At 70.2% G+C, this 25,301-nt stretch carries 22 protein-coding genes and 2 pseudogenes; 8 read left to right on the top strand and 16 right to left on the bottom strand.

What is annotated here, in order from left to right; genetic code table 11:
• The first annotated feature begins 6 nt into the window (after nucleotides 1-6).
• The 3 genes from HNQ73_RS08015 to HNQ73_RS08005 are packed head-to-tail and all read left to right on the top strand — an operon-like array spanning nucleotide 7 to nucleotide 5,921.
• The gene (locus HNQ73_RS08015; protein WP_183333998.1) at nucleotides 7-948 is read left to right on the top strand and encodes a DUF58 domain-containing protein; all 942 of its coding nucleotides are present in this window, start codon (nucleotides 7-9) and stop codon (nucleotides 946-948) included.
• Between the two features lies 1 nt (nucleotide 949).
• Nucleotides 950-3,808, top strand: coding sequence for a DUF4159 domain-containing protein (locus HNQ73_RS08010; protein WP_183333997.1), 2,859 nt, complete (start codon nucleotides 950-952; stop codon nucleotides 3,806-3,808).
• Nucleotides 3,809-3,818: 10 nt separating this feature from the next.
• Entirely contained in the window at nucleotides 3,819-5,921 is a 2,103-nt protein-coding gene (locus HNQ73_RS08005) for a hypothetical protein (RefSeq protein WP_183333995.1), read from the top strand.
• On the opposite strand, the gene HNQ73_RS08000 is transcribed toward HNQ73_RS08005, so the two are convergent.
• Together HNQ73_RS08000 and HNQ73_RS07995 are read right to left on the bottom strand one after the other, a co-directional pair.
• The gene (locus HNQ73_RS08000; RefSeq protein ID WP_183333993.1) at nucleotides 5,896-6,405 is read right to left on the bottom strand and encodes a GNAT family N-acetyltransferase; all 510 of its coding nucleotides are present in this window, start codon (nucleotides 6,403-6,405) and stop codon (nucleotides 5,896-5,898) included. The genes HNQ73_RS08005 and HNQ73_RS08000 overlap by 26 nt on opposite strands.
• A 220-nt stretch (nucleotides 6,406-6,625) precedes the next feature.
• On the bottom strand, nucleotides 6,626-7,114 hold the full coding sequence (locus HNQ73_RS07995) for an NUDIX domain-containing protein (protein ID WP_183333992.1): 489 nt from the start codon (nucleotides 7,112-7,114) through the stop codon (nucleotides 6,626-6,628).
• A gap of 358 nt (nucleotides 7,115-7,472) precedes the next feature.
• Between HNQ73_RS07995 and HNQ73_RS07990 the strand changes: the two genes are divergently transcribed.
• Nucleotides 7,473-8,363, top strand: a complete 891-nt coding sequence (locus HNQ73_RS07990; protein WP_183333990.1) for a metallophosphoesterase family protein — start codon at nucleotides 7,473-7,475, stop codon at nucleotides 8,361-8,363.
• Between the two features lie 117 nt (nucleotides 8,364-8,480).
• Nucleotides 8,481-9,528, top strand: a pseudogene (locus tag HNQ73_RS18070) (methyl-accepting chemotaxis protein).
• A 16-nt stretch (nucleotides 9,529-9,544) separates the two neighbouring features.
• On the opposite strand, the gene HNQ73_RS07980 reads toward HNQ73_RS18070, so the two are convergent.
• Nucleotides 9,545-10,093 (bottom strand): hypothetical protein, encoded by a 549-nt coding sequence (locus HNQ73_RS07980; RefSeq protein ID WP_183333988.1) that lies wholly within the window; start codon nucleotides 10,091-10,093, stop codon nucleotides 9,545-9,547.
• A 103-nt stretch (nucleotides 10,094-10,196) separates the two neighbouring features.
• Between HNQ73_RS07980 and HNQ73_RS07975 the strand changes: the two genes are divergently transcribed.
• The gene (locus tag HNQ73_RS07975) at nucleotides 10,197-10,685 is read left to right on the top strand and encodes a YbaK/EbsC family protein (protein ID WP_183333986.1); all 489 of its coding nucleotides are present in this window, start codon (nucleotides 10,197-10,199) and stop codon (nucleotides 10,683-10,685) included.
• A 13-nt stretch (nucleotides 10,686-10,698) separates the two neighbouring features.
• On the opposite strand, the gene HNQ73_RS07970 is transcribed toward HNQ73_RS07975, so the two are convergent.
• From HNQ73_RS07970 to ribA, 9 genes are all read right to left on the bottom strand, one after another.
• On the bottom strand, nucleotides 10,699-11,493 hold the full coding sequence (locus HNQ73_RS07970) for an ABC transporter ATP-binding protein (RefSeq protein ID WP_183333985.1): 795 nt from the start codon (nucleotides 11,491-11,493) through the stop codon (nucleotides 10,699-10,701).
• Nucleotides 11,490-12,383, bottom strand: a complete 894-nt coding sequence (locus HNQ73_RS07965; protein WP_183333983.1) for an ABC transporter permease — start codon at nucleotides 12,381-12,383, stop codon at nucleotides 11,490-11,492. The genes HNQ73_RS07970 and HNQ73_RS07965 overlap by 4 nt, the downstream gene beginning before the upstream one ends.
• 169 nt (nucleotides 12,384-12,552) lie before the next feature.
• On the bottom strand, nucleotides 12,553-13,512 hold the full coding sequence (locus HNQ73_RS07960) for an ABC transporter substrate-binding protein (RefSeq protein WP_183333980.1): 960 nt from the start codon (nucleotides 13,510-13,512) through the stop codon (nucleotides 12,553-12,555).
• Between the two features lie 28 nt (nucleotides 13,513-13,540).
• A complete protein-coding gene (locus HNQ73_RS07955; RefSeq protein WP_183333978.1) occupies nucleotides 13,541-14,599 on the bottom strand; it encodes a Glu/Leu/Phe/Val family dehydrogenase in 1,059 nt (352 codons plus the stop codon).
• A gap of 258 nt (nucleotides 14,600-14,857) precedes the next feature.
• Nucleotides 14,858-16,156, bottom strand: a complete 1,299-nt coding sequence (gene livM, locus HNQ73_RS07950; RefSeq protein WP_244649970.1) for a high-affinity branched-chain amino acid ABC transporter permease LivM — start codon at nucleotides 16,154-16,156, stop codon at nucleotides 14,858-14,860.
• Nucleotides 16,157-16,239: 83 nt separating this feature from the next.
• Nucleotides 16,240-17,343, bottom strand: a complete 1,104-nt coding sequence (locus tag HNQ73_RS07945; protein ID WP_183333977.1) for an ABC transporter substrate-binding protein — start codon at nucleotides 17,341-17,343, stop codon at nucleotides 16,240-16,242.
• 58 nt (nucleotides 17,344-17,401) lie between these two features.
• Nucleotides 17,402-18,316 (bottom strand): ABC transporter permease subunit, encoded by a 915-nt coding sequence (locus HNQ73_RS07940; protein WP_183333976.1) that lies wholly within the window; start codon nucleotides 18,314-18,316, stop codon nucleotides 17,402-17,404.
• Between the two features lie 231 nt (nucleotides 18,317-18,547).
• Nucleotides 18,548-19,243, bottom strand: coding sequence for a fumarylacetoacetate hydrolase family protein (locus tag HNQ73_RS07935; RefSeq protein ID WP_183333975.1), 696 nt, complete (start codon nucleotides 19,241-19,243; stop codon nucleotides 18,548-18,550).
• Nucleotides 19,244-19,319: 76 nt separating this feature from the next.
• Complete coding sequence (ribA, locus tag HNQ73_RS07930; RefSeq protein WP_183333974.1) at nucleotides 19,320-20,429, bottom strand: GTP cyclohydrolase II RibA; 1,110 nt, start codon at nucleotides 20,427-20,429, stop codon at nucleotides 19,320-19,322.
• Between the two features lie 291 nt (nucleotides 20,430-20,720).
• On the opposite strand from ribA, the gene HNQ73_RS07925 reads away from it, so the two are divergent.
• Both HNQ73_RS07925 and HNQ73_RS17930 read left to right on the top strand, forming a co-directional pair.
• Nucleotides 20,721-21,461: a RibD family protein gene (locus HNQ73_RS07925; RefSeq protein WP_183334311.1), complete on the top strand. Its 741-nt coding sequence runs from the start codon at nucleotides 20,721-20,723 to the stop codon at nucleotides 21,459-21,461.
• Nucleotides 21,433-21,894: pseudogene (locus tag HNQ73_RS17930) on the top strand (cytochrome b); the annotation flags it as partial. The gene HNQ73_RS07925 and the pseudogene HNQ73_RS17930, both read left to right, overlap by 29 nt.
• On the opposite strand, the gene HNQ73_RS07920 reads toward HNQ73_RS17930, so the two are convergent.
• The 4 genes from HNQ73_RS07920 to HNQ73_RS07905 are packed head-to-tail and all read right to left on the bottom strand — an operon-like array spanning nucleotide 21,863 to nucleotide 25,294.
• Nucleotides 21,863-22,813 (bottom strand): methyltransferase domain-containing protein, encoded by a 951-nt coding sequence (locus HNQ73_RS07920; protein WP_183333972.1) that lies wholly within the window; start codon nucleotides 22,811-22,813, stop codon nucleotides 21,863-21,865. The pseudogene HNQ73_RS17930 and the gene HNQ73_RS07920 sit on opposite strands and share 32 nt — an antisense overlap.
• Nucleotides 22,810-23,871: a glycosyltransferase family 4 protein gene (locus HNQ73_RS07915; protein ID WP_183333971.1), complete on the bottom strand. Its 1,062-nt coding sequence runs from the start codon at nucleotides 23,869-23,871 to the stop codon at nucleotides 22,810-22,812. The genes HNQ73_RS07920 and HNQ73_RS07915 overlap by 4 nt, the downstream gene beginning before the upstream one ends.
• Nucleotides 23,864-24,271, bottom strand: a complete 408-nt coding sequence (locus tag HNQ73_RS07910) for a 6-pyruvoyl trahydropterin synthase family protein (RefSeq protein WP_183333969.1) — start codon at nucleotides 24,269-24,271, stop codon at nucleotides 23,864-23,866. The genes HNQ73_RS07915 and HNQ73_RS07910 overlap by 8 nt, the downstream gene beginning before the upstream one ends.
• A gap of 24 nt (nucleotides 24,272-24,295) precedes the next feature.
• Nucleotides 24,296-25,294, bottom strand: a complete 999-nt coding sequence (locus tag HNQ73_RS07905; RefSeq protein WP_183333967.1) for a zinc-dependent alcohol dehydrogenase — start codon at nucleotides 25,292-25,294, stop codon at nucleotides 24,296-24,298.
• Nucleotides 25,295-25,301 lie beyond the last annotated feature (7 nt).

Below are 25,301 nucleotides of genomic sequence, written 5' to 3'. Positions count from 1 at the left end.
GCGCCCATGGCCCGCGTCCGCACCCTCCCGGAAGCCGAGCGCGTACCCGGTGTTCCGCACGCCCTGGCGGCGCACGAGCTCAGCGCGCGGTTGCCGCACCTCATGCTGGAGGCGCGGCGCGTTGCCGCTTCCGTCAGCCACGGCATCCACGGCCGCCGGCGCGCCGGCCCCGGCGAGAGCTTCTGGCAGTTCCGCCCCTTCATGTCCGGCGAGTCGGCCTCGCGCGTGGACTGGCGGCGCTCGGCGCGCGACGGGCGGCTCTATGTGCGCGAGCGAGAATGGGAAGCGGCGCACAGCATCTACCTGTGGGTCGACCGCTCGGCCTCCATGGGCTTCGTCTCCTCCCTCGCCGCGCAGTCGAAGGTGGAGCGGGCGCTTGTCCTCGCGCTCGCGCTGTCCGAGGCGCTCGTCGATGCCGGGGAGCGCGTCGGCCTCATCGGCCTCGCGCCCCCACGCGCGAGCCGCAACATCGTCGAGCGTTTCGCGGAGCTCATCGCCAAGGACAGCGCCGGGCAGGACGCCGACTTGCCTGCGGCCGAGGCGCTGCCGCCCCTGAGCGAGGTCGTCCTCGTGAGCGATTTCCTGGTGGAGCCGCCCGCCTTCGACGCCGTCGTGGGGCAGCTCGCCGCCCGCGGGGCCCGCGGCCATGCAATCATGATCGTCGACCCCGTGGAGGAGAGCTTCCCCTTCACCGGCCAGGCCGAGCTGGAGGAGCCGGAGGCAGGCCTGCGCCTGCGCATCGGCGACGCGGCACGGTGGGGCGAGGACTATCGCCGCCGCATCGCCGCCCACCGCGAGGCCATCGGCGAGGCGCTGCGGCGGCGGGGCTGGACGCTGACCCTCCACCACACCGACCGCCCGGCGAGCGAGGCGGCCCTGCGCGTCCTGACGCAGCTGTCGGCCGCCCGCGGCGGCCGCAGCGGTCTCGTAGCGGCACGGGGAGGCTGACATGCTCGCCGGCCTCGGCTTCGGAGCGCCACTCGTCCTCATCGCCCTCGCCGCGCTGCCGGCGATCTGGCTCATCCTGCGCATCACGCCGCCGCAGCCGCGCCGCATCCCCTTCCCGCCGCTGCGCGTTGTGGCCGACCTGATGCCCCGGCGCGAGACACCGGCACGCACACCCTGGTGGCTGCTGGCCCTGCGCCTGGCGCTGGCGGCGGCCCTCATCCTCGCCGTGGCTGGCCCCGTGTGGAACCCCGCCACGAGCGGCCTGCCGGCCTCCGGGCCGCTCGTGCTCGTCGTCGACAACGGCTTCGCCGCCGCACACGACTGGGATGAGCGCATGGCGCTCGCCGAGGAGCGCATCAGATCGGCCGAGCGCCAGCGCCGGCCGGTGGCCGTCGTCGGCCTTGCCGACAGGCCGGATACTGTCGAGGCGCTCGCCCCCGGCGCCGCCATGGAGAGGCTGCGCGCGCTCGCCCCCCAGCCGCACGTGCCGGACAGGGCGAGCCATCTTCCGACGCTGCGCGCCTTCCTCTCCGATGCGGCCGACGCCGAGATCGTCTGGATCAGTGACGGCATCGCCGTCGGGACGGACACCTTCGCCGCCGGCCTCGGCGAGGCGCTCGCGGGGCGCGCAGAGGCCATCACCGTCTACCGCAACCCCGTGGCCGAGCCGCTGATGATTGCCGGCGCGCACAACGGCCCGGGCGGCATCGAGGTGCGGCTGGTGCGGGCGGAACCGAACGGCCGCGACACCGGCATGTTGCGTGCGCTCGACGGCAAGGGCCTGCTCCTCGCCGAGACACCCTTCGGCTTCCCGGACGGCGCGACCGAGACGAAGGCGAACTTCAACCTGCCGGTGGAGCTCAACAACGCCGCGGCGCGGCTGGAGATCGCGGGAGAGACCTCGGCCGGCGCCGTCGCCCTCATCGACGAGAGCGGCAAGCGCCGGCGCGTCGGCCTCGTGTCCGGCGGCACGGTGGACACGGCCCAGCCGCTGCTGTCACCCTCCTACTATGTCTCGCGCGCCCTCGCCCCCTATGCCGAGCTGCGCGAGGCGCGACGCGGCATCCCCGACCCTATCGGCGACCTTGTCGACCAGGGCGTCAACGTTCTCGTCCTGGCGGACGTGGGTTCGCTCGACAGCGAGACGGAGGCGCGCCTTGCCCGCTTTGTCGAGGAGGGCGGGCTGCTCATCCGGTTCGCGGGAACGCGCCTCGCCGCCGGCAACGATGATCTGGTGCCGGTACGCCTGAGGCGCGGCGGGCGCAGCCTCGGCGGCTCGCTTTCGTGGGATGCGCCCAAGACCTTCGCCCCCTTCCCGGAAACGAGCCCCTTCGCGGGCCTGCCCGTGCCCGAGGAAATCACCGTTTCGCGCCAGATCCTCGCCGAGCCGGACGGCGAGCTGTCGCGCCGCACATGGGCGGTGCTGGCCGACGGCACGCCCGTCGTCACCGCCGCCGAGCGGGGCGAGGGCCTGATCGTGCTCTTCCACGTCACCGCCGACCCGAGCTGGTCCAGCCTGCCGCTCTCGGGCGTATTCGTCGAGATGATGCGGCGCACCATCGCCCTCGCGGGCCGGAGCGTCGCGGCGGGAGGCAGCGAGGGAAGCAACGGCACCGAGATGGTCGCGCCGCAGCGCACGCTCGACGGGTTCGGCGTCTGGCGCTCGCCGCCAGCGACAGCCAAGCCCATCCCGCGCAACCATGCCGGCCGCGCCACGCTCGACCATCCACCCGGCTTCTATGGACCGAGCGAGGCGAGCATCGCCCTCAACGCACTGCTGCCCGACGACCGGCCGGCCGTGCTCGACTACGGGCCACTCGTCGGCAGCCTCGTGCCCATCGAGCGGGCGGCGACGGTCGATCTGAGGCCGCCGCTCCTTCTCCTTGCGGCGGCGCTGCTCATCGTCGACACCGTCGCCTCTCTCCTCCTCGGCGGCCATCTGGGCCGGCTCGGCGGCCTATACCGGCGTGTACCGCTAAGGGCACGGGGCGCGACAGCGCCAGTCCTCGCGCTGGCCGCCCTCGCTCTTGCCGCCATGCCGGCCGGGGGGGCGCGCGCGCAGGGGGCGGCCACCGAAGCTCCCCAGGAGACGGCGCGTCCGCTGCCGCCTGTCACACCCGAGGACGTGGAGCGCGCGGCCGTCACCCGCCTCGCCTATGTCATCACCGGCAACGCCGACGTAGACAGCACCAGCCGGGCCGGGCTCGAGGGCCTGACGCGGGCGCTCATCATGCGCACGGCGCTGGAGCCGGGCGAGCCCGTGGGCGTCGACATCGAGCGCGACGAGCTCGCCTTCTACCCACTCCTCTACTGGCCCGTGGTGGCAGGCGCGCCGCTGCCTTCGCCGGCGGCGCTGCGCCGCCTCGACGCCTACATGAAGGGCGGTGGCACCGTGATCTTCGACACGCGCGACGCCATGGCCCTGCGCTTCGAGGGGGCGGTGACACCGGAGGGGCAGCAGCTGCGCCGCATGCTCGCGACGCTCGACATCCCCGAGCTCGAGCCCGTGCCGCGCGACCACGTGCTGAGCCGGGCGTTCTACATTCTCGACTATTTCCCCGGCCGCTACGCCACGGGCGAGACCTGGGTCGAGGCCCTGCCGCCCGAAGACGAGGCGAGCCGCCGTCCCGCGCGCGCCGGCGACGGCGTGAGCCCGCTCATCATCACCAGTAACGACCTTGCCGCGGCTTGGGCAGTGGGCAGCCGCGGCGAGCCGCTCTTCCCTGTCATCGGCCCCGACCCGCGCCAGCGCGAGATGGCCTATCGTGTCGGCATCAACATCGCCATGTATGCGCTGACCGGCAACTACAAGGCCGACCAGGTGCATGTGCCGGCGCTGCTCGAGCGGCTCGGGCAATAGGGGGCGCGGCATGTTGAGCCTTTCCTTCACCCCGCTCGTACCGCCGCTCATGCTGGCGGCCGTCGGCGCCCTCGCGGTGGCGGCGGGCCTCGCAGCCGTGCTCACCCGCGGCCTGGCCGGCCTCGTGCGCACCCTTGCGCTCGCCTGCCTCGTCGGCGCCCTCGCCAATCCATCGCTCGTGCGCGAGGAGCGCGAGCCCGTGAAGGACATCGTCGCCGTTGTCGTCGACCGCTCCACCTCACAGACGCTGGGGCCGCGCGCAGCCCAGACGACAGCGGCGGTCGAGGAGCTGCAGACCCGCCTCGGCGCCATGGAACGGGAGATCGAGGCGCGCTTCGCCACGGTGACGGACAATGCCGGCGGTGGCGACGGGACCCGCCTCTTCTCCGCCCTCGCCGATCTTCTCGCCGACGTGCCGAGCGAGCGCATCGCCGGTGCCATCCTCGTCACCGACGGGGTGGTGCACGACATTCCGGCCTCCACCGCCCTTCTCGGCTTCAATGCGCCGCTGCACGCCCTCGTCACCGGACGTGAGGACGAGCGCGACCGCCGCATCGCACTGCTGGAGGCTCCGCGCTTCGGCCTCGTCGGCAAGGATCAGACCATCCGCCTGATGGTGGACGAGCGCGGCGGCACGGGCACCGCGACGCTCACCGTGCGCCGTGACGGCCAGCTGCTGCGCACCCTCTCCGTCGCGACCGGGCGCCCCTTTGCCCTGCCGATCACGATCGACCACGGCGGGCCCAATGTCGTCGAGCTCGAGGTGGATGGCCTCGACGGTGAGCTGACGAGCGCCAACAACCGCGCCGTCCTCACCATCGAGGGAATCCGCGAGAAGCTGCGCGTGCTGCTGATCTCGGGCGAGCCGCACGCGGGCGAACGCACGTGGCGCAACCTCCTCAAGTCGGACGCCAATGTGGACCTCGTCCACTTCACCATCCTGCGCCCGCCGGAGAAGCAGGATGGCACGCCGATCAACGAGCTGTCGCTCATCGCCTTTCCGACGCGTGAGCTCTTCCAGCAGAAGATCAGCGAGTTCGATCTCATCATCTTCGATCGCTACGCAAACCAGAGCATTCTGCCGAACGTCTACTACGACAACATCGCCCGCTACGTCCGTGAGGGCGGCGCCCTGCTCGTCGCCGCGGGGCCGGAATTCGCCACCGCCGGCAGTATCGCCCGCACCGCACTCGGCCCGGTCCTGCCGGCGGCGCCGGACGGGCGGGTGCTCGAAATGCCCTACAAGGCGGCGGTCACCGACACGGGCAACCGCCACCCCGTCACGCGCGCCCTGCCGGGCAGCGAGACCTCGCCGCCCTCCTGGGGCGAGTGGCTGCGCCTCGTCGGCGCCCATGTCGACGCTGGCTCGGTGCTGATGTCGGGCGCGGAAGACCGCCCCCTCCTCGTGTTGCTGCGCGAGGGCGAAGGCCGCGTCGGCATGCTGCTGTCGGACCATGCCTGGCTGTGGGCGCGGGGCTACCGCAACGGCGGCCCCCACCTCGACCTGCTGCGGCGCCTCGCCCACTGGCTGATGAAGGAGCCGGCCCTGGAGGAAGAGGCGCTGCGTGCCAGCGCCCGCGGCGGCGAGATCGTCATCGAGCGTCAGACCATGGCGGATGCGCCGGAGCCCGTCGTGGTGACGAGCCCCGACGGCTCGACGCGCGAGGTCACGCTCACCCCCGGCGCACCCGGGCTGTTCAATGCTGTCATGTCCGCCGATCAGCTCGGTCTCTATCGGCTGACGAGCGGCGGCCTCACGGCCTTCGTCAACGTGGGGCCAGAGAACCCGCGCGAGCTGACCGATGTCTTCAGCGATACCGAGCGCCTGCGCCCGCTGGCGGAGGCGACGCGCGGCTCCGTGCGGCGCATCGCGTCGGGCCCCGCGGATGCCGTCGACCTGCCGCGTCTCAACCTCGTCTCAAGCGGCTCGCGCTTTGCCGGCGGTGACTGGATTGGCCTGAGGGCGAGCGGCAGCGCCGTGGTGCGCGGCGTCTCGGTGGTGCCGCTTGGCTATGGCTTCCTCGGCCTCGCACTGCTCTTGGGGATCGTGCTTGCGGTCTGGCTCGTGGAAGGCCGGCGCCGCGGCCTCAACGAGCCGGACGCAACGCGGTGACCGGCCCCCGCGCCCGCTCCATGACTCCCTCCCTCAGCGGACAGGCGAGGAAGCGGCGCGGGTCGACTGGCCCGGGCAGCGTGAACTGGCCCGGCGGCACGGGCGCGAAGCCGAAGCGCCTGTAATAGGGTTCGTCGCCGACGAGCAGGACGAGGCTGTGCCCGGCCTGGCGGGCAGCATCCAGCGAGGCATTCATCAGCGCAGAGCCGATACCCCGGTTCTCGAAGGCCGGATCCACCGTGAGCGGACCGAGCACGAGCGCCGGCTCGTCGCCCGCCATCACCGGCGAAACGCGCACGGAGCCGACGATGAGCGTGCCGACCAGCGCGGTGAAGGAGAGATCGGGAAGCGGCGGCACCCCCTCGCGCAGGCGGAAGGCCGTGCGCGAGAAGCGCCCCGGCCCGAAGGCGCGTTCGTGCAGCTTCTCTACGGCCTCGGCATCGGCGGGCAACTCACGCCGGATGGTGAGCTTGAGATCGGTCATGACGGATCTTGCAGAAGGGCGTTGTCTTCAATGCCGCCTCCCGCAGGGAAGCGGCGGTGCGCACGGTGCTGCGGCCGCTCGGCGCGGCCGTGCCGTTATCGTCGTCGCTGGACAGCCAAGATGCGCACGTCGTCATCCGCTCTCGTGAGGATTGCCGCTCTACCACAGACCCGGCGCCAGCGTCCATGGCCGTGATGCGGTTGCCGGCGGCCAGCCAGCCTCACCAGTCCGGCGAAGGGGGGCGCTCCTCCACGATCTCGACAATGCGGGCACGCGTGCCGGGCGTGACATCCTCGGGCAGCGCCGTCACGGGGAAGAAGCCGGTCTCGACGATCTCCCTGTCGGGCGGGCGCGGCCCCGCCACGAAGTCGCGCACCACGTAGATGGCAACATGGTCACGCCGCGACACCTTGCGGTTGAAGAAGATGCCGTGCAGCGTGACCTCGCCCTGGGGCACGATGTTGCCTTCCTCCGCAAGCTCGCGATAGAGCGCCTCCAGCATGCTCTCGCCGGCCTCCACCCCACCCCCGGGCAGGTGCCAGCCGGGCGTGTAGCTGTGACGCACGAGGAAAACGCGCTCGTCCTCGTCAATCACTGCGGCGCGCACGCCCAGCGTCATCGGCCGCGAGAAGCGCCACCACGTGTGCATCAAGCGCCGCGTTACGGGCTCCAGCCCGTTCATCCGCCGTGGAAGCCGGATGCCGCCCATCGGGAATAACTCCTGAACAAGTCGTTAACGCCGCACCGCCATACCATGCGCAGAACGCATACCAAATGTGCTCCCTTGCCTGAAGATATGACGTGCAGTCAGACAAAAGAATCGCCATATGAGGGGCAAGTGAAGTCAAGGACAGGACCAATGCTTCTCACCTTCATCCTCTCGCGGCTTTCCAGGCTCAGCGGCTACGCCTGGCAGCCCGCCGTCCAGCTCGACGACCCGCAGCTCATCTCGACCCTCATTCCCGATGCGCAGCACTGACTGCGCATCGGTATCTCCAATTTGTATCGCCTGCGGCTTGACGCGCGGGCTCTGAGCGGCGATGCCTTGGCGATCCGCCGGATAGCCAATGTATCTCATCGCCCACCTTTCCGATCCGCATATCGGCCCCATTCCACAGCCCAAGCTGCGCGAGCTCGTCGGCAAGCGCATGACGGGCTACGTCAACTGGCGCCGCGGCCGCAAGGTCGCCCACGACATGACGGTGCTGGAACGGCTGATCGAGGACATGCGGGCCCACAAGCCCGACCACATCGCCTTCACCGGCGATATCGCCAACATCGGCCTCGCCTCTGAATTCCCCATCGCGCGCGCCTTCCTCGAACGGCTCGGCTCGCCCGACTTCGTCTCCTTCGTCCCCGGCAACCATGACGCCTATGTGCGCGGTTCGCTGAAGCCGCTGACCAACGCACTGTGGCCGTGGATGGCGAGCGACGGCGCCTCCTCAAGCGCCTTCCCCTACCTGCGCCGGCGCGACGGCATCGCCTTCATCGGCCTCTCCTCGGCCGTGCCGACCATGCCCTTCGTCGCCAGCGGCACGCTGGGCAAGCCGCAGCTCGCCGCCTTCGAGGCGATGATGGAAGAGCTGGACCGCGAGGGCCTGTGCCGCGTCGTCATGCTGCACCATCCGCCCCTGCGCAGCGGCGCCGCCGTCGGACGCAGCCTCACCGACGCAGCAGCCTTCGAGAAAGTCATTGCCCGTGTCGGGGCCGAGGTCGTGCTGCACGGGCACAATCACCGCACCTCGCTCACCCACATCAAGGGCAAGCACGGGCCGGTGCCGGTGGTGGGCGTCCCGTCCTGCTCGGCCGTAAAGGGCACGTGGACGCACCGCGCCGGCTACCACCTCATCAGCATCGAACCGGACGGTCCCCGCTCGCGTATCACCGGGCTTACCCGCGGCCTGACGCCCGACGGCAACATTGCGGAAGTCGGCAAGCTCGACTTCTCGACGCGCTGACCCCCGACAGCCCGGCACAAGCGCGGCGGCCTAGATTCTACCCGCCCAGCACACCGTCACATCCTCCGCCATCCTGCCCGCCCGCGGACGGGGCGCCGGAGGCAACGGGGACATGTCATGGCGGACGTCAGCAGCGACAATACCATCCGTCTCTCGGACATTGCGGCACGCACGGCCACAGCGCGCGACCTCACCAATGCCAAGGTCGGGCAGATCCGCTCCGTGACGCAGCGCCTGCGCATCCTGGCCCTCAACGCCCTTGTCGAGAGCGCGCGGGCGGGCGACGCCGGCCGGGGCTTTCTCCGTGGTGGCGCAGGAGGTACGCGGCACCTCGACCGAGGTCGAGGGCATCGCAACCTCACTCGAGCAGGAGCTCGCCAGCGAGATTGCGGCCCTGGAACGCCTGACGCAGATGATGGCCGGCGAGGCGCAGGGCCAGCGTCTCGTCGACCTGGCCCTCAACGCTATCGAGATCATCGACCGCAATCTCTACGAGCGCACCTGCGACGTGCGCTGGTGGGCCACCGATTCGGCCATCGTCGATGCCGCCGCGCAGCCAACCGAAGCCCATTGCGACCATGCCAGCCGGCGCATGGGCGTGATCCTCTCCGCCTACACCGTCTATCTCGACCTGTGGCTCTGCGACCTCGACGGGCGCATCCTCGCTTCCGGCCGGCCGGACCGCTTCGCCGTCGCCGGGCAGAACGTGCGTGGCCGTGAGTGGTTCGCCTGCGGCAAGGCGCTCGCCAGTGGCAACGACTATCATGCCGGCGACATCGCCGTGGAGCCGCTGCTCGGCGGCGCCAAGGCCGCCACCTATGTCGCCACGGTGCGCGAGGGCGGCGTGGCCGACGGCAGGCCGCTCGGCCTGCTCGCCATCCATTTCGACTGGGAGCCACAGGCCCGCACGGTCGTCGAGGGCGTGCGCCTGCGCCCGGAGGGAAAGGCGCGCTCGCGCGTCCTCATCCTCGACGCCGCCAACCGGGTCATCGCCGCCAGCGATGGCCAGGGGGTGCTGACCGAACGGTTCAACCTCGTCACCGGCGGCCGCGAGTCAGGCTTCTACACGGAGCCCGGCGGTGCCATCGTCGCCTTCCACAAGACGCCGGGCTACGAGACCTATGCCGGGCTCGGCTGGCACGGCGTCATCCGCCAGGAACCATGACGCGCGCCGCGGCAGCCTATTCCAGAATCCTCCACCACAGGGCGAGGTAAAACAGCGTCGCCCCGACGAGCGCCCCCATAACGAAGGCGAAGAGAAGGTCCCCGCCATGGCGGCCCGCGGCCTCGTGCGACGGCGCCGCCGCCGGGGACGCATCGGCGGCAAGCGCCTTCTCGCGCTCCACGAGCCGCCTCGCCACGTAATCGGTCACGGCCCGCCGGATGACGTCCACATCCTCGCTGGCGGCCAGCAGGCGGCGCCCGTGCCGCGTATCGACGAGGAAACGGAAGGTTCGGCGGTCGCGGTCCACCTCGACGAAGGCGAGCACGTCCACATAGAAGCGCGGCCGCTCGCCCGCGACGAGGCCATGGTCGAAGAGGTCAATGCCTTCCGGCAGCTCCGCCAGGACCGGCGCAACCGCCGCCGCGACGAGCTCGAGCCGCGCCAGTGCCGCCGTCCGCAGCTCCGCTATCACCTCGGAGCGCTCGGCGTCCTCGAGACGGGCCCGGCGCACCGCGTCCTTGAGCTCGCTGGTCTTGTCTTGCACCGACGGGCTGTGCTCGTTCATCTCTCGTCCATACGCGGCACCACAACGCCGGCAGCCATGGTAGACCATCACCCGGCTGCTGCGAATGCCGCAAGGCGCAGGGAGTGTTGGAGGAGGCGACGGCATGAGCGAGACGACACAGGAACTGCCGCCGAGCTCGGCACGGGTGGCGGAGGCTGCCCGCAGGCTCGGCCTCACCATCGCCATCACTGTGCACGACCGGCCAACGCGCACCGCCGAAGAGGCGGCGGAAGCCTGCGGCACCCGCGTCGAGCGCATCGTCAAGTCGCTCGTCTTCGAGGGGATCGAGAGCGGCCGGCCCTATCTCCTCCTCGTCGCCGGCAACAACCGGGTCGACGAGAAGAAGGCCGCCGCGACGATCGGCGAGGCGCTGCGCCGGCCGGACGCCGGCAAGGTGCGGGCCGTGACGGGTTACGCCATCGGCGGCATCCCGCCCTTCGGCCACGCCGAGGCTCTGAAAACCTTCATCGACGAGGACCTGCTCGCCCACGACGTCGTCTGGGCGGCCGCCGGCACGCCGACCTCCGTCTTTCCCGTCGATCCGCGGCGCCTCGCCGAGATCACCGGCGCCACCGCGATCGCCGTCGCCTGAACCACCTGCCCTCTCAGCTCGTCAGCAGCCGGTCCTCGGTCAGGTCCTCGCCGCGCGCCTTGCGGAAGGCGTCGATCAGGTCCTCCACCGTCAGCTTGCTGCGATGCTCGCCGGCGACGTCGAGCAGGATGCGCCCCTCGTGAAGCATGATGGTGCGCGAGCCGAGATCGAGTGCCTGGCGCATGGAGTGGGTCACCATGAGCACGGTGAGCCCGAAGCGCGCCGCCAGGGTGCGCGTGAGATCCAGCACGAAATCGGCATTGCGCGGGTCGAGCGCCGCCGTGTGCTCGTCGAGCAGCAGGACGCTCGAGGGGGCGAGCGTCGCCATGACGAGGGACAGCGCCTGCCGCTGCCCGCCCGAGAGCGAGCCCATCGGCTGGTCGAGCCTGTCCTCAAGGCCGAGCCCCAATTCCCTGATGCGCGCGTGCAGCATCTCGGCCCGCTCGCGGCGCAGGGCGTAGCCGAAGCCGCGGCGGCTGCCGCGCCCCGCGGCGAGCGCGAGGTTCTCGGCAATCGATAGATTGCCGCAGCTGCCGGCGAGCGGATCCTGAAACACGCGGGCCACGTGCCGGGCCCGCGCCTCCGCCGGCTGGCGCGTCATGTCCTGGCCGGCGACGAGAATGCGGCCGGAGGTGGCGGGAACGTCGCCGGCAATGGCGCCGAGCAGCGTCGACTTGCCGGCCCCGTTCGAGCCGATGACGCAGACGAACTCGCCATTGTCGAGCGTCAGCGAGATGCCGCGCAGGGCCCGCCGCTCCAGCGGTGTGCCGGCGTTGAAGACGACAGACAGGTTCTCGACGGCGATCATGCCCGGGCCCTCCGGCCGAGGGCGCGGCCACGCAGCTTCGGCAGCACCAGTGCGACGAGCACCAGGACGGCGGTTGCGAGGTTGAGGTCGGACGCCTGCAGGCCGAGGAAGTCGGCGCTGAGCGCGAGCTGGACGGCGAGACGATAGATCACCGCGCCGACGATGCAGGAGACGAGCGCCACCGACAGGCGGCGCGAGGGCATCACCGTCTCGCCCACGATGACCGCGGCAAGGCCCACCACGATGGTGCCGACACCGGAGGTAACGTCCGCAAAGCCGTTGGTCTGCGCGAACAGCGCCCCCGCGAGGCTGACGAGCGCGTTCGACAGCATGACGCCGGCGATCACCTGCGCCCCGACCCGCACGCCCTGGGCGCGGGCCATGCGCGGGTTGGCGCCGGTAGCCCGCATGGCAAGCCCCGTCTCGCTGCGCAGGAACCAGGCGAGCCCGACGAGGGCGGCCAGCACGACGACGGCGAGGAACAGTGGACGCACCCACAGATCGTCGAGCCCCCGGCCAAGGAAGGGCGTCAGAACCGTGTCCTGCGTCAGCAGCGCCACGTTGGGCCGGCCCATGATGCGCAGGTTCACCGAGAACAGCGCGATCATGGTGAGGATCGACGCAAGCAGGTGCAGCACGCCGAAGCGCACGCTGACGAAGGCTGTGACGAAGCCCGCCAGCGCCCCGGCGGCGATGGCGATGGCGGTCGCGAGCCAGGGGTCGACGCCGGAGACGATCATCGTCGCCGCCACGGCCGCGCCGAGCGGAAAGGAGCCGTCCACCGTCAGGTCGGGGAAATCGAGCACCCGGAAGGAGAGATAGACGCCGAGGGCGACAAGGGCATAGACGAGCCCCAGCTCGACCGCACCCACAAGGGCGATTTGACTCATTCGTTGACCTGTTTGGCCTGCGCGCGGCACCGGGGAACGCCCCCGACCTCCCACCCGCGGCAGGGCTCATGACTGTGGCGCGGCGGGCGCCGCCCCGCAACGTTTCTCGCAAGCGGCGGGCGCACGCCGCCTTGCTGCGCGCGCCCCGGTTGGCAGCCAGGCTTCCTTGTCAGTCGACGACCTTGACGGCGCGGGCGAGCAGCGCCTCCGGCAGCGTGATGCCGAGCTTCGCCGCCATTCCCTTGTTGACGAAGAGCTCGGTGCCCTGCGCAAAGACCACCGGAATGTCGCCGGGCTTCTCGCCCTTCAGCACCTTCTCCACGATCTCGGCGGTCTGGAGACCGACCTGCTTGTAGTTGAAGCCGACGGAGGCCAACGCTCCGCGGGCGACGCTGTCGGTATCCGCGGCATAGACGGGGATGTTGCCCTGCTGGGCGGCGCCCACCGCGGCCTCGAGCGCCGAGACGATGGTGTTGTCGGTCGGGATGAACAGGGCGTCGGCCTTGCCGATGAGCCCGCGGGCCGCAGCCTGCACCTCGGCCGACTTGGTGGCCGGCCCCTCGACAACGGCAAGGCCGACCTTCCCGGCCGCCTCCTTGATCATGGCAAGGGAGGTGACGGAGTTGGCCTCGCCGGGGTTGTAGAGCACGCCGATGGTCTTCACGTTCGGCGTGATCTCCTTGATGAGGGCGAGCTGATCGCCGAACGGCGCCATGTCAGACACGCCTGTGACGTTGCCGCCCGGCTTCTCGGCGGACTTCACGAGCTGCGCCCCGACCGGATCGGTGACAGCGCTGAAAACGACCGGGATCGACTTTGTCGCAGATGCCGCGGCCTGGGCGGAGGGAGTGGAGATGGCGACGATGACCGAAACCTTGTCGCCAACGAACTGGCGCGCGATCTGCACAGCCGTCGCCGCCTGGCCCTGGGCGCTCTCGTAGACGAACTTGACGTCCTTGCCCTCGGCATAGCCCGCCTTGGCGAGGCCCTCCTTCACCCCGTCGCGCACTGCCTCAAGGGCGGGATGGTCGACGATCGCGGTAATGGCGACAGTCGGCGTCTCAGCCTGCGCCACGCCTGATGCCAGCAGCATCCCGGCCAGAGCGCCGACGATTGTTGTCCTGTGCATTCTCTCCCCTCCCGCCTGAATTGGCTATTCATGCTGTTTGCTGCCGCGCCCTGCGCGCTGCGTCAAGTCGCTCCTGCGCCAGGTCGACCGCGACGAAGTGGGGAGAGCGCCCTTCGCGCGCCGCCCGTATAAAGATCTCGTCGAGCGTATCGGCTATTCGGTCCACCCGTCGCAGCACCGCGGCGCGGTCGTAGTTGCCGGCGATCTCCGCCGCCACGTTCACGATGCCGCCCGCATTGATGGCGAAGTCCGGCGCGTAGAGGATGCCACGCATGTGCAGCGCATCGGCGCTGGCCTCGTCGGCAAGCTGATTGTTGGCCGCCCCGGCGACCACCGGCGCCGCGAGCCGGCCGATCGTCTCGGCATTGAGGATGCCGCCGAGTGCGCAGGGAGCGAAGACGTCGAGGCGCTCGCCGACGAGCGCGTCGACAGGGACGACACGGGCCCCGTACCGGTCAGCGATGGCGCGGCATCGGTCGGCGGCGATGTCCGCCACCACGAGCCGGGCGCCGGCCTCGTGCAGCAGCCCCGCGAGCGCGCTGCCAACGTGGCCGAGGCCGAGAACGCCCACAGTGGCGCCCGCAAGCCCGCTGCGCCCGAGGCGATGGCGCACCGCCACCTCGATGCCGCGCAAGACGCCGCGCGCGGTGACGGGCGAGGGATCGCCGCTCGCCGCCGGCCCCCGGTCGAGCCCCGCCACATGGCGCGTCTGGCGGCCGACGATGGCGATGTCGGCAGGGCTCATCCCCACGTCCTCGGCCGCGATGTAGCGCCCGGCGAGACGCTCCACCGCCCGTCCGAAGGCCGCGAGCAGCGCCGGTGTCTTGTCCCGCCGCGGATCACCGATGATGACGGACTTGCCGCCGCCGAAAGGCAGGCCGGCGAGCGCATTCTTGAGGCTCATGGCCGCGCTGAGGCGCAGCACGTCGTCGATGGCCTCCTGCTCGTCGCCATAGGCGTGGAAGCGCACCCCGCCGCAGGCCGGGCCGAGCGCCGTGGAATGTACGGCGATGATCGCACTGAGCCCGCAGTCTGGCTCACGGAAGAACACAACCTCCTCGTGATCGCGAAATGCAGTCGATGTCATCAGCACGATATTTTCCTCCCTATTGTTCGGAATAATAGCGCGCGACGACCCAAATGAACACACGTGGACAGCAATTGCCGCCTTCATATATCAATAATTCACGCAACCAGAAGCAGCGCGCAAGGTTATTACTTGCAGATTGCCTGATAGAATTTCTTTACTGCCGTCGAGCGTTTGCCGAAGCAATTTTATGACCGACCGCAGCACGCAGCCGTTCACAACATCACGACGGTTGATGATTGACCGGGAACGCCGGTCTCAGCCGCTGGAGCGCGCGAGCGTCACGCTCGGCCGGCGCGTGCCGATGAGCCCGCGCGGACGCCACACCATGACGAGCACCATGGCGGCGCCGAAGAGCAGCATGCGCAGCTCCGCGAACTCGCGCGTCAGCTCCGGCAGGGCGACCACGATGATGGAGGCGAGCACGACGCCGAGCTGGCTGCCCATGCCGCCGAGGACGACGATGGCAAGCACCAGGGCCGATTCGATGAAGGTGAAGCTCTCCGGGCTGATGAAGCCCTGCCGCGTGGCAAAGAAGGTGCCGGCGAAGCCGCCAAACATCGCCCCTATGGCGAAGGCGGAGAGCTTGACGCGCGTGGCGTTGACCCCGAGCGCCCGGCACGCCACCTCGTCCTCGCGCAGCGCCTCCCAGGCGCGGCCGATGGGCAGGCGCCGCAGGCGCGCCGAAATCGCTGCCGTCATCACCACCAGCACCAGGATGAGGTAGTAGAGGAACAGCACGCGGTGCATCGAGGAGAATGGGAGGCCGAAGAGCTCGTGGAACGGCACCTCGCCTTCCGCCGCCGTGCGCGTGAAGGGTGCGCCGAAGAAGCTCGGCCGCGGGATGTTGGTGATGCCATTCGGCCCACCCGTCAGCGCGCTCCAGTTGATGAGGATGATGCGGATGATCTCGCCGAAGCCGAGGGTCACGATGGCGAGATAGTCGCCCCGCAGGCGCAGCACCGGAAAGCCCAGGATGATGCCGAGAAACGCGGCCATGACGCCGGCGATCGGCAGGCACATCCAGAACGAGAAGGCGTAGTGTGTCGCAAGCAGCGCGAAGGAATAGGCGCCGACGGCATAGAAGGCGACGTAGCCAAGATCGAGAAGCCCCGCGAGCCCGACAACGATGTTCAGCCCGAGGCCGAGCATCGTGTAGATGAGCACCGTGGTGGCCGTATCGACGACGTAGCGGTCCGCGATCGGCAGGAAAGGCAGCGCGAAGGCAAAGATGGCCGCCGCAACGCCGATGGCCGTCTGCGACGCGAGCCCGCCGCGCACGGTGCGCTCGCCTGCCTGGGCAAAGCGCTCGCGCAGGTGCCCAAGCGCGGGCCGGAACAGGGCGAGCAGGAACCGCCCGACGGCCACGACGAGCCCCGCGATCACCACCTGGTCGAAACGATAGGCAATGCCGAGCCCCTGCCCCGGCGTCTCCTGCAGGCGGAAGCCCACGAGCGGAAGTGCGATGCCGATCATGATGATGCCGGCAATCGCCGCCTCGCGCAGGGCGGGGCGCAGCCTGTCGGAGAAGTCCGAGGAAGCGGAGGTGGCTTGCATCGTGGGTTCTCGAGGCCGACAAGACTTCGGTGCGGCAGGGGAAGGAACGGAGCGGGCGTTCGGCCCGCTCCATCGGCGTGGCGTCAGAGTTTCGTCGGCGCATAGGCGCCGTCACGCCACTCGAAGATGACGTATTCGGGGTCGATCAAGTCGCCCTTGGCGTCGAAGCGGAAGGAGCCGACCACCGTCTCGAAGCTGTTCTTACGCAGGTCTTCGGCCACCGCCTCGGGCTCCTTGCCAGCGCGCGCCACGGCATCGGCCAGCGCCTGCACCGCGGCATAGTAGTAGAAGGCGAAGTTGTCCGGCTCGCCGCTCTTCTTCAGCTCCTCGTAGACGTCCTTGGCCGAGGGCTTGGCCTTCACGTCGGCACTGAAGGTGAAAAGCGTACCGGCTCCGCCCTCGCCGGCGATGGACCAGAACTCATTGGTGGCGAGGCCGTCGGCACCGACGAAGCGCGTCTCGAGGCCGGCCTGGCGCGCCTGCCGCACGATGAGGCCGAGCTCCGTGTGATAACCGCCGTAATAGACGATATCGATACCCTCCTGCTTCAGGCGGGCGACGAGGGCCGAGAAGTCACGCTCGCCGGCGTTGACAGAACCTTCGTAGGCCGGCGTGACGCCCGCCTCGGCAAGCGTCTTCTTGGCCGCCTCGGCGAGACCCTGGCCGTAGACCTGCTTGTCGTGGACGATGGCGACCTTCTTGCCCTTGAACTTGTCGGCAATGAACTTGGCAGCGACGACGCCCTGCTGGTCGTCGCGCCCGCAGGCCCGGAAGACCAGCTTCATGCCGCGGTCGGTCAGCTCCGGCGCGGTCGCCGAGGCGGTCATCATCAGGATGCCCTCCTCGTCATAGACGCCGGAAGCCGCGATCGAGGCGCCGGAGCACAGGTGGCCGACGACGAAGCGGATGCCCTTCGACACCACCTGGTTGGCGGCGCTCACCGCGCTCTTGGGGTCGCACTGGTCGTCGGCGATCTCGAGCACCAGCTTCTCGCCCTTGATGCCGCCCTTGTCGTTGATGGCTTTCACCGCGGCCTCGGCGCCGAGGCGCGCCTGGGCGCCGATGGCGGCGATCTGGCCGCCGGTGGCGGGAATGCCGAGGGCGAAGGTCACGTCCGCCCGGGCCGGCGAGGCTGCCAGAAGCGCCGCAGCGCAGGCCGACAGCATCAGTTTCGTCATCGCATTCATGGTCTTCCTCCCTTGACCGCCCCCGCCCGGCAGCGCCGGCGGTGCGCATGTCTTGCGCTCAAACCTTCTCCACCTCCTGCCGGCCGAGCAGTCCCGTCGGCCGGAAGAGGAGGATGAGGACGAGGATGGCGAACACCGCCACGTCCTTGTACTGGATGTCGGAATAGGCCGACCACAGCGCCTCGATGAGGCCGATGAGCAGCCCGCCGAGCATGGCGCCGGGCAACGAGCCGATGCCGCCGAGCACGGCGGCCGTGAAGGCCTTGAGGCCGGCGAAAAAGCCGATGAAGAAGTCGATCGAGCCGTAATAGATCGTGTAGAGCAGCCCGGCGACGGCAGCGAGCGCGGCCCCGAAGACGAAGGTCAGCGAGATCGTGCGGTCCACGTTGACGCCGACGAGCTCGGCCATGCGCCGGTCCTGCTCGCAGGCGCGCTGGGCGCGACCGAGCGCGGTGCGCGACACGAGCAGGCTGAAGCCGGCCATCAGCACCACCGTGACAACCACGATCACGACCTGCACCATCGCCACCGAAATCTGATGGTCGCCGATGGAACCGAGGGGAATGCGCCCCGTCAGCACCGGCGGCAGCGGCTTAACCCGCGCGCCCTGCAGCAACTGCACCAGGTTTTGCAGGAAGATCGACATGCCGATGGCCGAGATGAGCGGCGCGAGGCGGAACGAGCCGCGCAGTGGCCGGTAGGCGATTCGCTCCACGACGAACCCCCACAGGGCGGTAAAGACCGCCGTGAGCACGAGCGCCACCAGGATGGCCAGCGGCACCGAGGCCACACCGAGCTGCGCCAGCAGCAGCAGCACGATGAGGGAAATGAAGGCACCGATCATGAAGACTTCGCCGTGGGCGAAGTTAATCATGCCGATGATGCCGTAGACCATCGTGTAGCCGATGGCGATGAGGCCATAAACGGAGCCGAGGGTGAGCCCGTTGATGAGCTGGTCCACAAAATAGCCCACGGCGTTCCCCCTGCTTTGTACAGCCTCTTGCGAGCCGTCACGACACTAATCGCGGACGACGCTTTTGCAAGGGACCGGTCAGTGCGCCTGACCGACATCGCATGTGCGTGCGACCGGATGCCCCCTAAAGAGCACCCCGAAGGCCGCAGGGCAATGCCGCCGGCGCCAACGCAGTCTTCGCCGGCTGCCCTTTCGACCGCCGGCGAGCCTTCTGCTGCATCGCTGCGCGTATCAGCGCAAGGGCGCGATCGTCACCGTCAGCGGGGTGAGGCCCTCAATGGTCCCCTCGATGACGTCGCCCGGTACGACGGCCCCGACACCTGCCGGGGTGCCCGTCATGACGAGGTCGCCGGGCTCCAGCCGGTAGAAGCGCGAAAGGATGGAGAGCATGGGCGCCACCGGCCAGATCATGTCGGCGATGTCGCCGCGCTGGCGTGTCTGGCCGTTGACCTTGAGCTCCATCGCGGCCTTCGTGAAGGGGCCCATTGTTGCTGCCGGCGTGATGGCGCCGATCGGCGCCGACTGCTCGACATTCTTGGCGAAGTCCCACGGACGGGCCAGCTCCTTCGCCGCCGCCTGCAGGTCGCGCCGCGTCATGTCGAGGCCAACGGCATAGCCGAAGACCAGCTTGGCAGCGGCCTCCTCGTCGAGGTCCTGCCCCGACCCGTCGATCGCGACCACCAGCTCCAGCTCGTAATGATAGTTCTTCGTCTGCCGCGGATAGGCGATCTCGCCGCCGCCCGGCACCACCGTCTCGGCCCATTTGGTGAAGAAGAAGGGCGGCTCGCGGTCCGGGTCGCGCCCCATCTCGCGGGCATGCTCCGCGTAGTTGCGCCCCACGCAGAACACGCGGCGCACGGGGAAGCCGGCCTCCTGGCCCACCACGGGGATCACGGGCACGGGCGGCAGGGCGAACAATGTCTTCATCGAGGGCCTCTGGGAATCGTCGCAGGGCCTCCGCTATAGGCCAAGGACGCAGGCGCGTCGATGGCCTGCCGCGCCGTCAGTCCCGCGACGGCAGATGCGCGGAGAGGCTGTCGATGTCGATGAAGTGCCCTGCGCGCTCGCGCTTGGCCGCCAGATAGCGGATGTTCTCGCTCGTCGGCCGGCCAATGACGCGCTGCTCGGCGACGACGGCAAGGCCCGCCGCCTTCAGCGCCGCGATCTTCTCCGGGTTGTTGGTCATGATGCTGACGCTGGTGACACCCAGCTGGCGCAGCATCTCGGCAGCGAAATCGAACCGTCGCTGGTCGAGCCCGAAGCCAAGGATCTCGTCGGCGTCGTAGGTGTCGAAGCCCTGCGCCTGCAGCTTGTAGGCGCGCATCTTGTTGGCGATGCCGTTGCCACGCCCTTCCTGGTCCAGATAGAGCAGGATGCCGCCGCCGTTCCCCGCCATCCACTGCACGGTGCTGCGCAGCTGGTCGCCGCAGTCGCACTTGAGGCTGCCGAAGAGGTCGCCGGTGAGGCAGGCCGAATGCAGGCGCACGGGAACGGTGCGTGAGAGGTCCGGCCGGCCGACGATGATGGCCACCTGGTCGCGCAGGCCCTCACCGCCGCGGAAGACCACGAACTCCGTCTCGCCCGCGCCCTCAAGCGGCACCGGCGCGCGCCCGACAATGCGCAGCGCGCGCACTTGGCTCTGCCGGTAGGCGAGGACGTCCGCCTCACGCACGGCCACCACGTCGGCGAGCGCCGGATCGTCGGGCGACACCGACACCGTGACGACCGCCGGCAGGACGAGCGACAGGCGCGCAAGCTCGAGCGCGGCCTCGTCGAGCGGCTGCAGGCAGCCCACGGGCGCATCGAGCCGGGCATCGGGCGCGAGCGACAGGTGCGTCACGCGCTTCAGGTCGATTTCCGGCAGGGCAATGATGCCGGCGCTCCCGCGCTCGGCGCCCAGGCGGCGCAGGCGCGCCCTGGGCAACACCAGCCGGGCTCGGTCGGCGGCCTTGCGTTCCAGAGCCTTCGCAAGATCCTCGTTAAGGCCCTCGATCCCCACGGCCAGCAGCGAGACGCCGTCGCCGGTGATGCGGACGGGGCGCCCCGCGCGGAACTCCGCCAGCGCCCTCTCGACGCTGATCTGGCCGCGATCCTGGATGAAATCTGAACTCATCGACGGTGAACTCTCGTGGGCCATCGCTCCTGGCCGTGAAGCCTGCCGGTTTTCACGTACCGCAAAACAGACAACACATGTGCATCGAAATAAGATCCGGCAAGGCTCTACCTGTCGCCTGACGGTCCCGGTCTCCTGCATAGCCGGCCGTGCCATGGCGGCCCAGCCGTTGCCGATGTATGAACGGGACATGCCTTCGACGAACGAGGACACTCCCTCCGGCGGGACAGCATGCAGCAGCAAGAGGGCCCTGTGACCACACCCGACGAGATGGACGGGCGTTCCGCGCCGATGGACTGCTTATCACATCGCGCGCTCCAACGCATAGCGGATGTGCCGGAGGGCCGCAGCTTCGTCGTCGCACAGCTCGGCCAGTCGCTCGACGGGCGCATCGCGACGGCAACGGGCGACTCCCGATATATCAACCGCGCCGCGGCACTCGACCATCTGCACCGCCTGCGGGCGGCCGTCGATGCCGTGGTCGTCGGCGTCGGCACGGTCGTCGCTGACGATCCGCAGCTCACCGTCCGGCGCGTCCCCGGCCGCAACCCCGCCCGCGTCGTCCTCGACCCGCGCGGGCGCCTGCCGCCGGACGCCCGCTGCATGACGAGCCCGGACGCGCGGCGCCTCGTGATCCGCTCTGTCTCCGGCCCGTGTCCGGCCGGCGTCGAGGAGATCGTCCTGCCATCCGCCGCGGGCCGGCTCGATCCACACGCCATCGTCGCCGCCCTGGCCGCCCGCGGGCTGTGCCGGCTGCTCATCGAAGGTGGGGCGCGCACCATCTCCGCCTTCCTCGATGCCGGCTGCATCGACCGGCTGCACCTCCTCGTTGCGCCCATCATCATCGGCTCGGGCCGGGCCGGGCTCGAACTCTCGCCCATCGGCCCGCTGAGCGAGGCGATCCGGCCGCAGACCGACATCTACGTGCTTGCCGACGGGGACGTTCTGTTCGACTGTGATCTGAGGCGCTGCAACGGGGAGGCATGCTGTGTCCCCGAGACCGATGTACGAGGGCTACCGCCCGGCAGCTAAGTGGCTGCACTGGCTCACCGCCCTCGCCATTCTGACGACAATCCCGCTCGGCATCGCCATGGTCAACGCGGCGCCGGGCCCCACGCAGAACAGTCTCTACGACCTGCATCGCTCCTTCGGTGCGCTCGTCCTCGCCCTGGCGGCGGTGCGCCTTGCCGTGCGCCTGCTGAAGGGGGCGCCGGCGCCCCATCCGGCGCTCGGCCCGCTGCTGCGCGCACTATCGCTCACGGTGCACCGGGCGCTCTACGTGCTCATCGTCCTCGTGCCGCTGCTCGGCTGGGCCGGAACCTCGGCCTTCGGCGCGCAGATCACCGTCTTCGGCCTCTTCGTGCTGCCGCCGATCCTGCCCAAGGATGAGGCTCTGTCGGCCCTGCTGCTCAGTCTGCACAAGCTCGCCGCCTTCACGCTCGCGGCGCTGGCGGCGCTGCACATCGGCGCCGGCCTCTGGCACGGCTTCGTGCGCCGTGACGGCGTGCTGGCGCGGATGCTGCCCACCCGCCGCACTGACCCGCCGATGGCAGGGCGAGAAGATCGGCGTGGCCAATGAGGCAGCTCTCGGCAAGTCGGCGCGCCGCGCGCCAGGCGGCCAGCCGCTCGTCGGACAGTTGCCCCGTCTCGCCCGCCGCGGCGGCCGTCCCATCGGCGAGACTTGCAATCAGCGCCCGTTCCCGGCCGGTCAGCCGCCACGGGCTCTGCTCCTCGGAGACGGCATAGCCCGCCGCGCGGAAGCCGGCCGCGAGCAGCGCCGTCGCGTCCGGCCCGGCCGCAGGGCCAAAGCCCTTGTCCTGCCGCTGATGGGCGAGAAAGGCCCGGCGCACCGCCGCGTCGTCCGGGTGGGACGGCTCCCAGTCATAACGGCCGTCGAAGGTCAGCGCCGTGTAGAATGGCAGCCCCGCCGCCGCGACCGTGCGCACGAAGGCCGTGATCCACGCCGGCGATGCGAGATCGAAAAGCGCGGCTGCCGTGACCAGATCGACGGGCTCCACAAGGAGCGGCCCGACCCCGCCGGAAAGCTCGAACGCGATGAACGAAATCGCGATGCGCCGTCCGGAAAACGACAGCTCCAGCATGTCTTCCCCATCTCGCAGGACGGCATCCGCCCAGCGCCGGAGCTCCGCCCGCGCCTTCGCGAGCAGGAGCGGATCGTGGTCGACGAGCTGCCAGTGCTGGTTGCCCCCGAGATGCACCGCCATCGCCCGCAGGTTGGAGCCGGTCCCGCATCCAAGGTCGAGGACATGCACGGGCTGCCGGCCCGCGACCGCCGCCGCAGCCCTGTCGAGAAGCGCACGGCTGCGGGCGGCATGATCGGCCGGCTCGCGCAGCGCAAGCCAGTCGGCGGAAAAGCCGCTCATGCACCCTTCTCCCGGCCTGCGAGGGAGCGGACGACACCGGCGATGACCGCCGCAGTGTCCACCCAGCGCGGCAGGGCCTGCCCCGCACGCCAGGACGCCTCGGCCATGGCAAGGCGTCTTTCGCGGTCTCCAAGCACCGTCGCCAGTGCATCGCAGAGGGCGTCGGCGTCGCCCGGCGGCACCTTGAGCCCTGCGGCGTCGGGCACGCGCTCGTCCGCCGCGCCGACACGGGTCGTCACGATCGGCAGGCCACGCGCCAGCGCCTCCGTCAGCGCCATGCCGTAGCCCTCGTAGCGCGAGGCCATTACAAAGACGTCGGCCGAGGCGTAGAGACGCTCCAGAACCGCGTCCTCGCAGGTGCCCGCAAGCGCGATGCGCTCGCCGAGGCCGGCCTCTGCGATCGCCGCCCGCAGCCGCGCCGCTTCGTCCGGCATCCGCTCGAGGCTGCCGACAATGGTGGCGCGCCACGGCAGGACCACGAGCTTCGCCAGCGCCGTGACAAGCACGTCATAGCCCTTGCGCGGCGAGACGGACCCGACCGAGACGAGATGCGGCGGCTCGCCCCGGGCCGGGGCACGCGGGGCCGGATCGGTGCCGGGCTCCGCCACCGTCAGCCGTCCGGGCGCGACGCCAAACTCGCTCACCAGCACCCGCCCCGTCGGCACGCTTGATGTGATGACGGCATCCACCGCCGCGAGCGCCGCCTTCTCGCTGGCGAGCAGCCGCTGGCTGTCCGCTTCCGCGAGCCCCGTCTCGTGCCCGAGCGGATGGTGCACCAGGGCCACGCACCGCCTGCCGCAGTCGCGCAGCAGCGCGGGAGGCAGGACCCCGCAGGCAAGCCCGTCGATCAGCAGCACCGCATCGGGGGGCGTTGCCGCGAGGGCCGCGGCGGTCGCAGCAACATCCGCCTCGGAGGGAAAGGGGAAGGCGCCGGGCAGCGGCCGGTAGACGACATCGACGCCCTGCCCCGGCAGGTCGGCGAGCATGCGTCGCGCATAGGCGTAACCGCCCGTCGGGCTGGCGAGGTCGCCCGGTATGGCGAAGACGACATCAGGCACAGGCGACGGCTCCCTCGAACCACGCCCGTGCCACATGGCTCTCGTGCAGCGTCACGCGGATGTGATCGATGCCCTCGCCGCCCGGGCCCAGCGCACCGCTGCGCGCCGCCTCGGCCATCGCGTCGAAGATGTGGCGGCTCAGGAACTCCGTTGTCGTGTTGCGCCCGGCGAACTGCGGCAGCTCGTCGAGGTTGCGGTAGTTGAGGGGCGCGAGCACCGCCTTCAACGCCTCCGTGGCGCGTCCAATGTCGACCACCACGCCCTCGGCCATCAGCTCCGACCGGAAAAAAGCCACATCGACGATGAAGGTCGCCCCATGCAGGGCCTGCGCCGGCCCGAACAGGTCTCCGCGGAAACTGTGGGCAATCATGACGTGGTCACGCACCTCGACGGCATACATGGCCCTCTCCCTCAATCGCGCCGCTCATTGATAGCGCACCGCGGTCATCAGCCCCTGCGCCCCCTCATCGAGGATGGCCGGCAGCGCCGCGGGCAGATCGGCGAAGGCAACCTCGCCGGTAATGAGATCGTCGAGCCGCGGGTCAGCCAGCAGCGCGAGCGCCTTGGCGAGGCGTCGAGCCGGCTCCCAGCGCGGCCGGCGCGAGGCCGCCACCTGCCCCACCTGGGAGGAGACGAGCCTCAGGCGGCGGGCGTGGAACTCGCCGCCGAGATGGACCGACACCGCCTCGTCTCCATACCAGCTCATCTCGACGAGCGTCGCCTCGTCGCCGCACAGCTCCAGAGCCGTGGCAAGGCCGGCGGGCGTGCCGCTGGCGTGGATGACGACGTCGGCCTCGCCGCGCGCCCGCCCCGGCAGGGCGAAGCTGGCGCCAAGGCGCCGCGCCACCTCGGCCCGCGCGGGATCGGTGTCGACCACCGTCACCTCCGCGCCAGGCAGGCCCGCACACAGGAACGTGACCAGAAGCCCGACGACGCCTGCGCCCACCACCACGATCCGGTCGCCCGGCCCGGCGCCTGCATCCCACACGCCGTTCAGCGCCGTCTCCATGTTGGCGGCGAGAACCGCACGGCGCGCGGGCACAGCCTCGGGCACCACGGCGACGGCGACGGCGGGTGCCGTGAACAGCTGCTGGTGGGGATGGAGTGCAAAGACCGTGCGGCCGACGAGGTCAGCCGCCCCGGCCTCCACGACGCCGACAGCGCAATAGCCATACTTCACGGGAAAGGGAAAGGTCCCCTCCTGCATGGGCGCGCACATGCGCCGGTTGTGCCGAGGCCGGCACAGGCCGTTGAAGACGAGGCGCTCCGTGCCGCGGCTGATGCCGCTGAAGAGGGTACGGACCATCACCTCGCCCGCCCCGGGCACGACGGGCGCGACGGGTCGCAGCTCGGCGTGGCGCCGCGCCACGTACCACAGTGCGAAAATGCCGGAACCTTCGCCGTTGCTTGCGCTAATGCCCATCGCGCTT

This window comes from Chelatococcus composti, from assembly GCF_014201415.1.
Classification (GTDB): domain Bacteria; phylum Pseudomonadota; class Alphaproteobacteria; order Rhizobiales; family Beijerinckiaceae; genus Chelatococcus_A; species Chelatococcus_A composti.
Note: the sequence above shows the minus strand (reverse complement) of the source record. Positions and strands in the feature narration are given on the sequence as shown.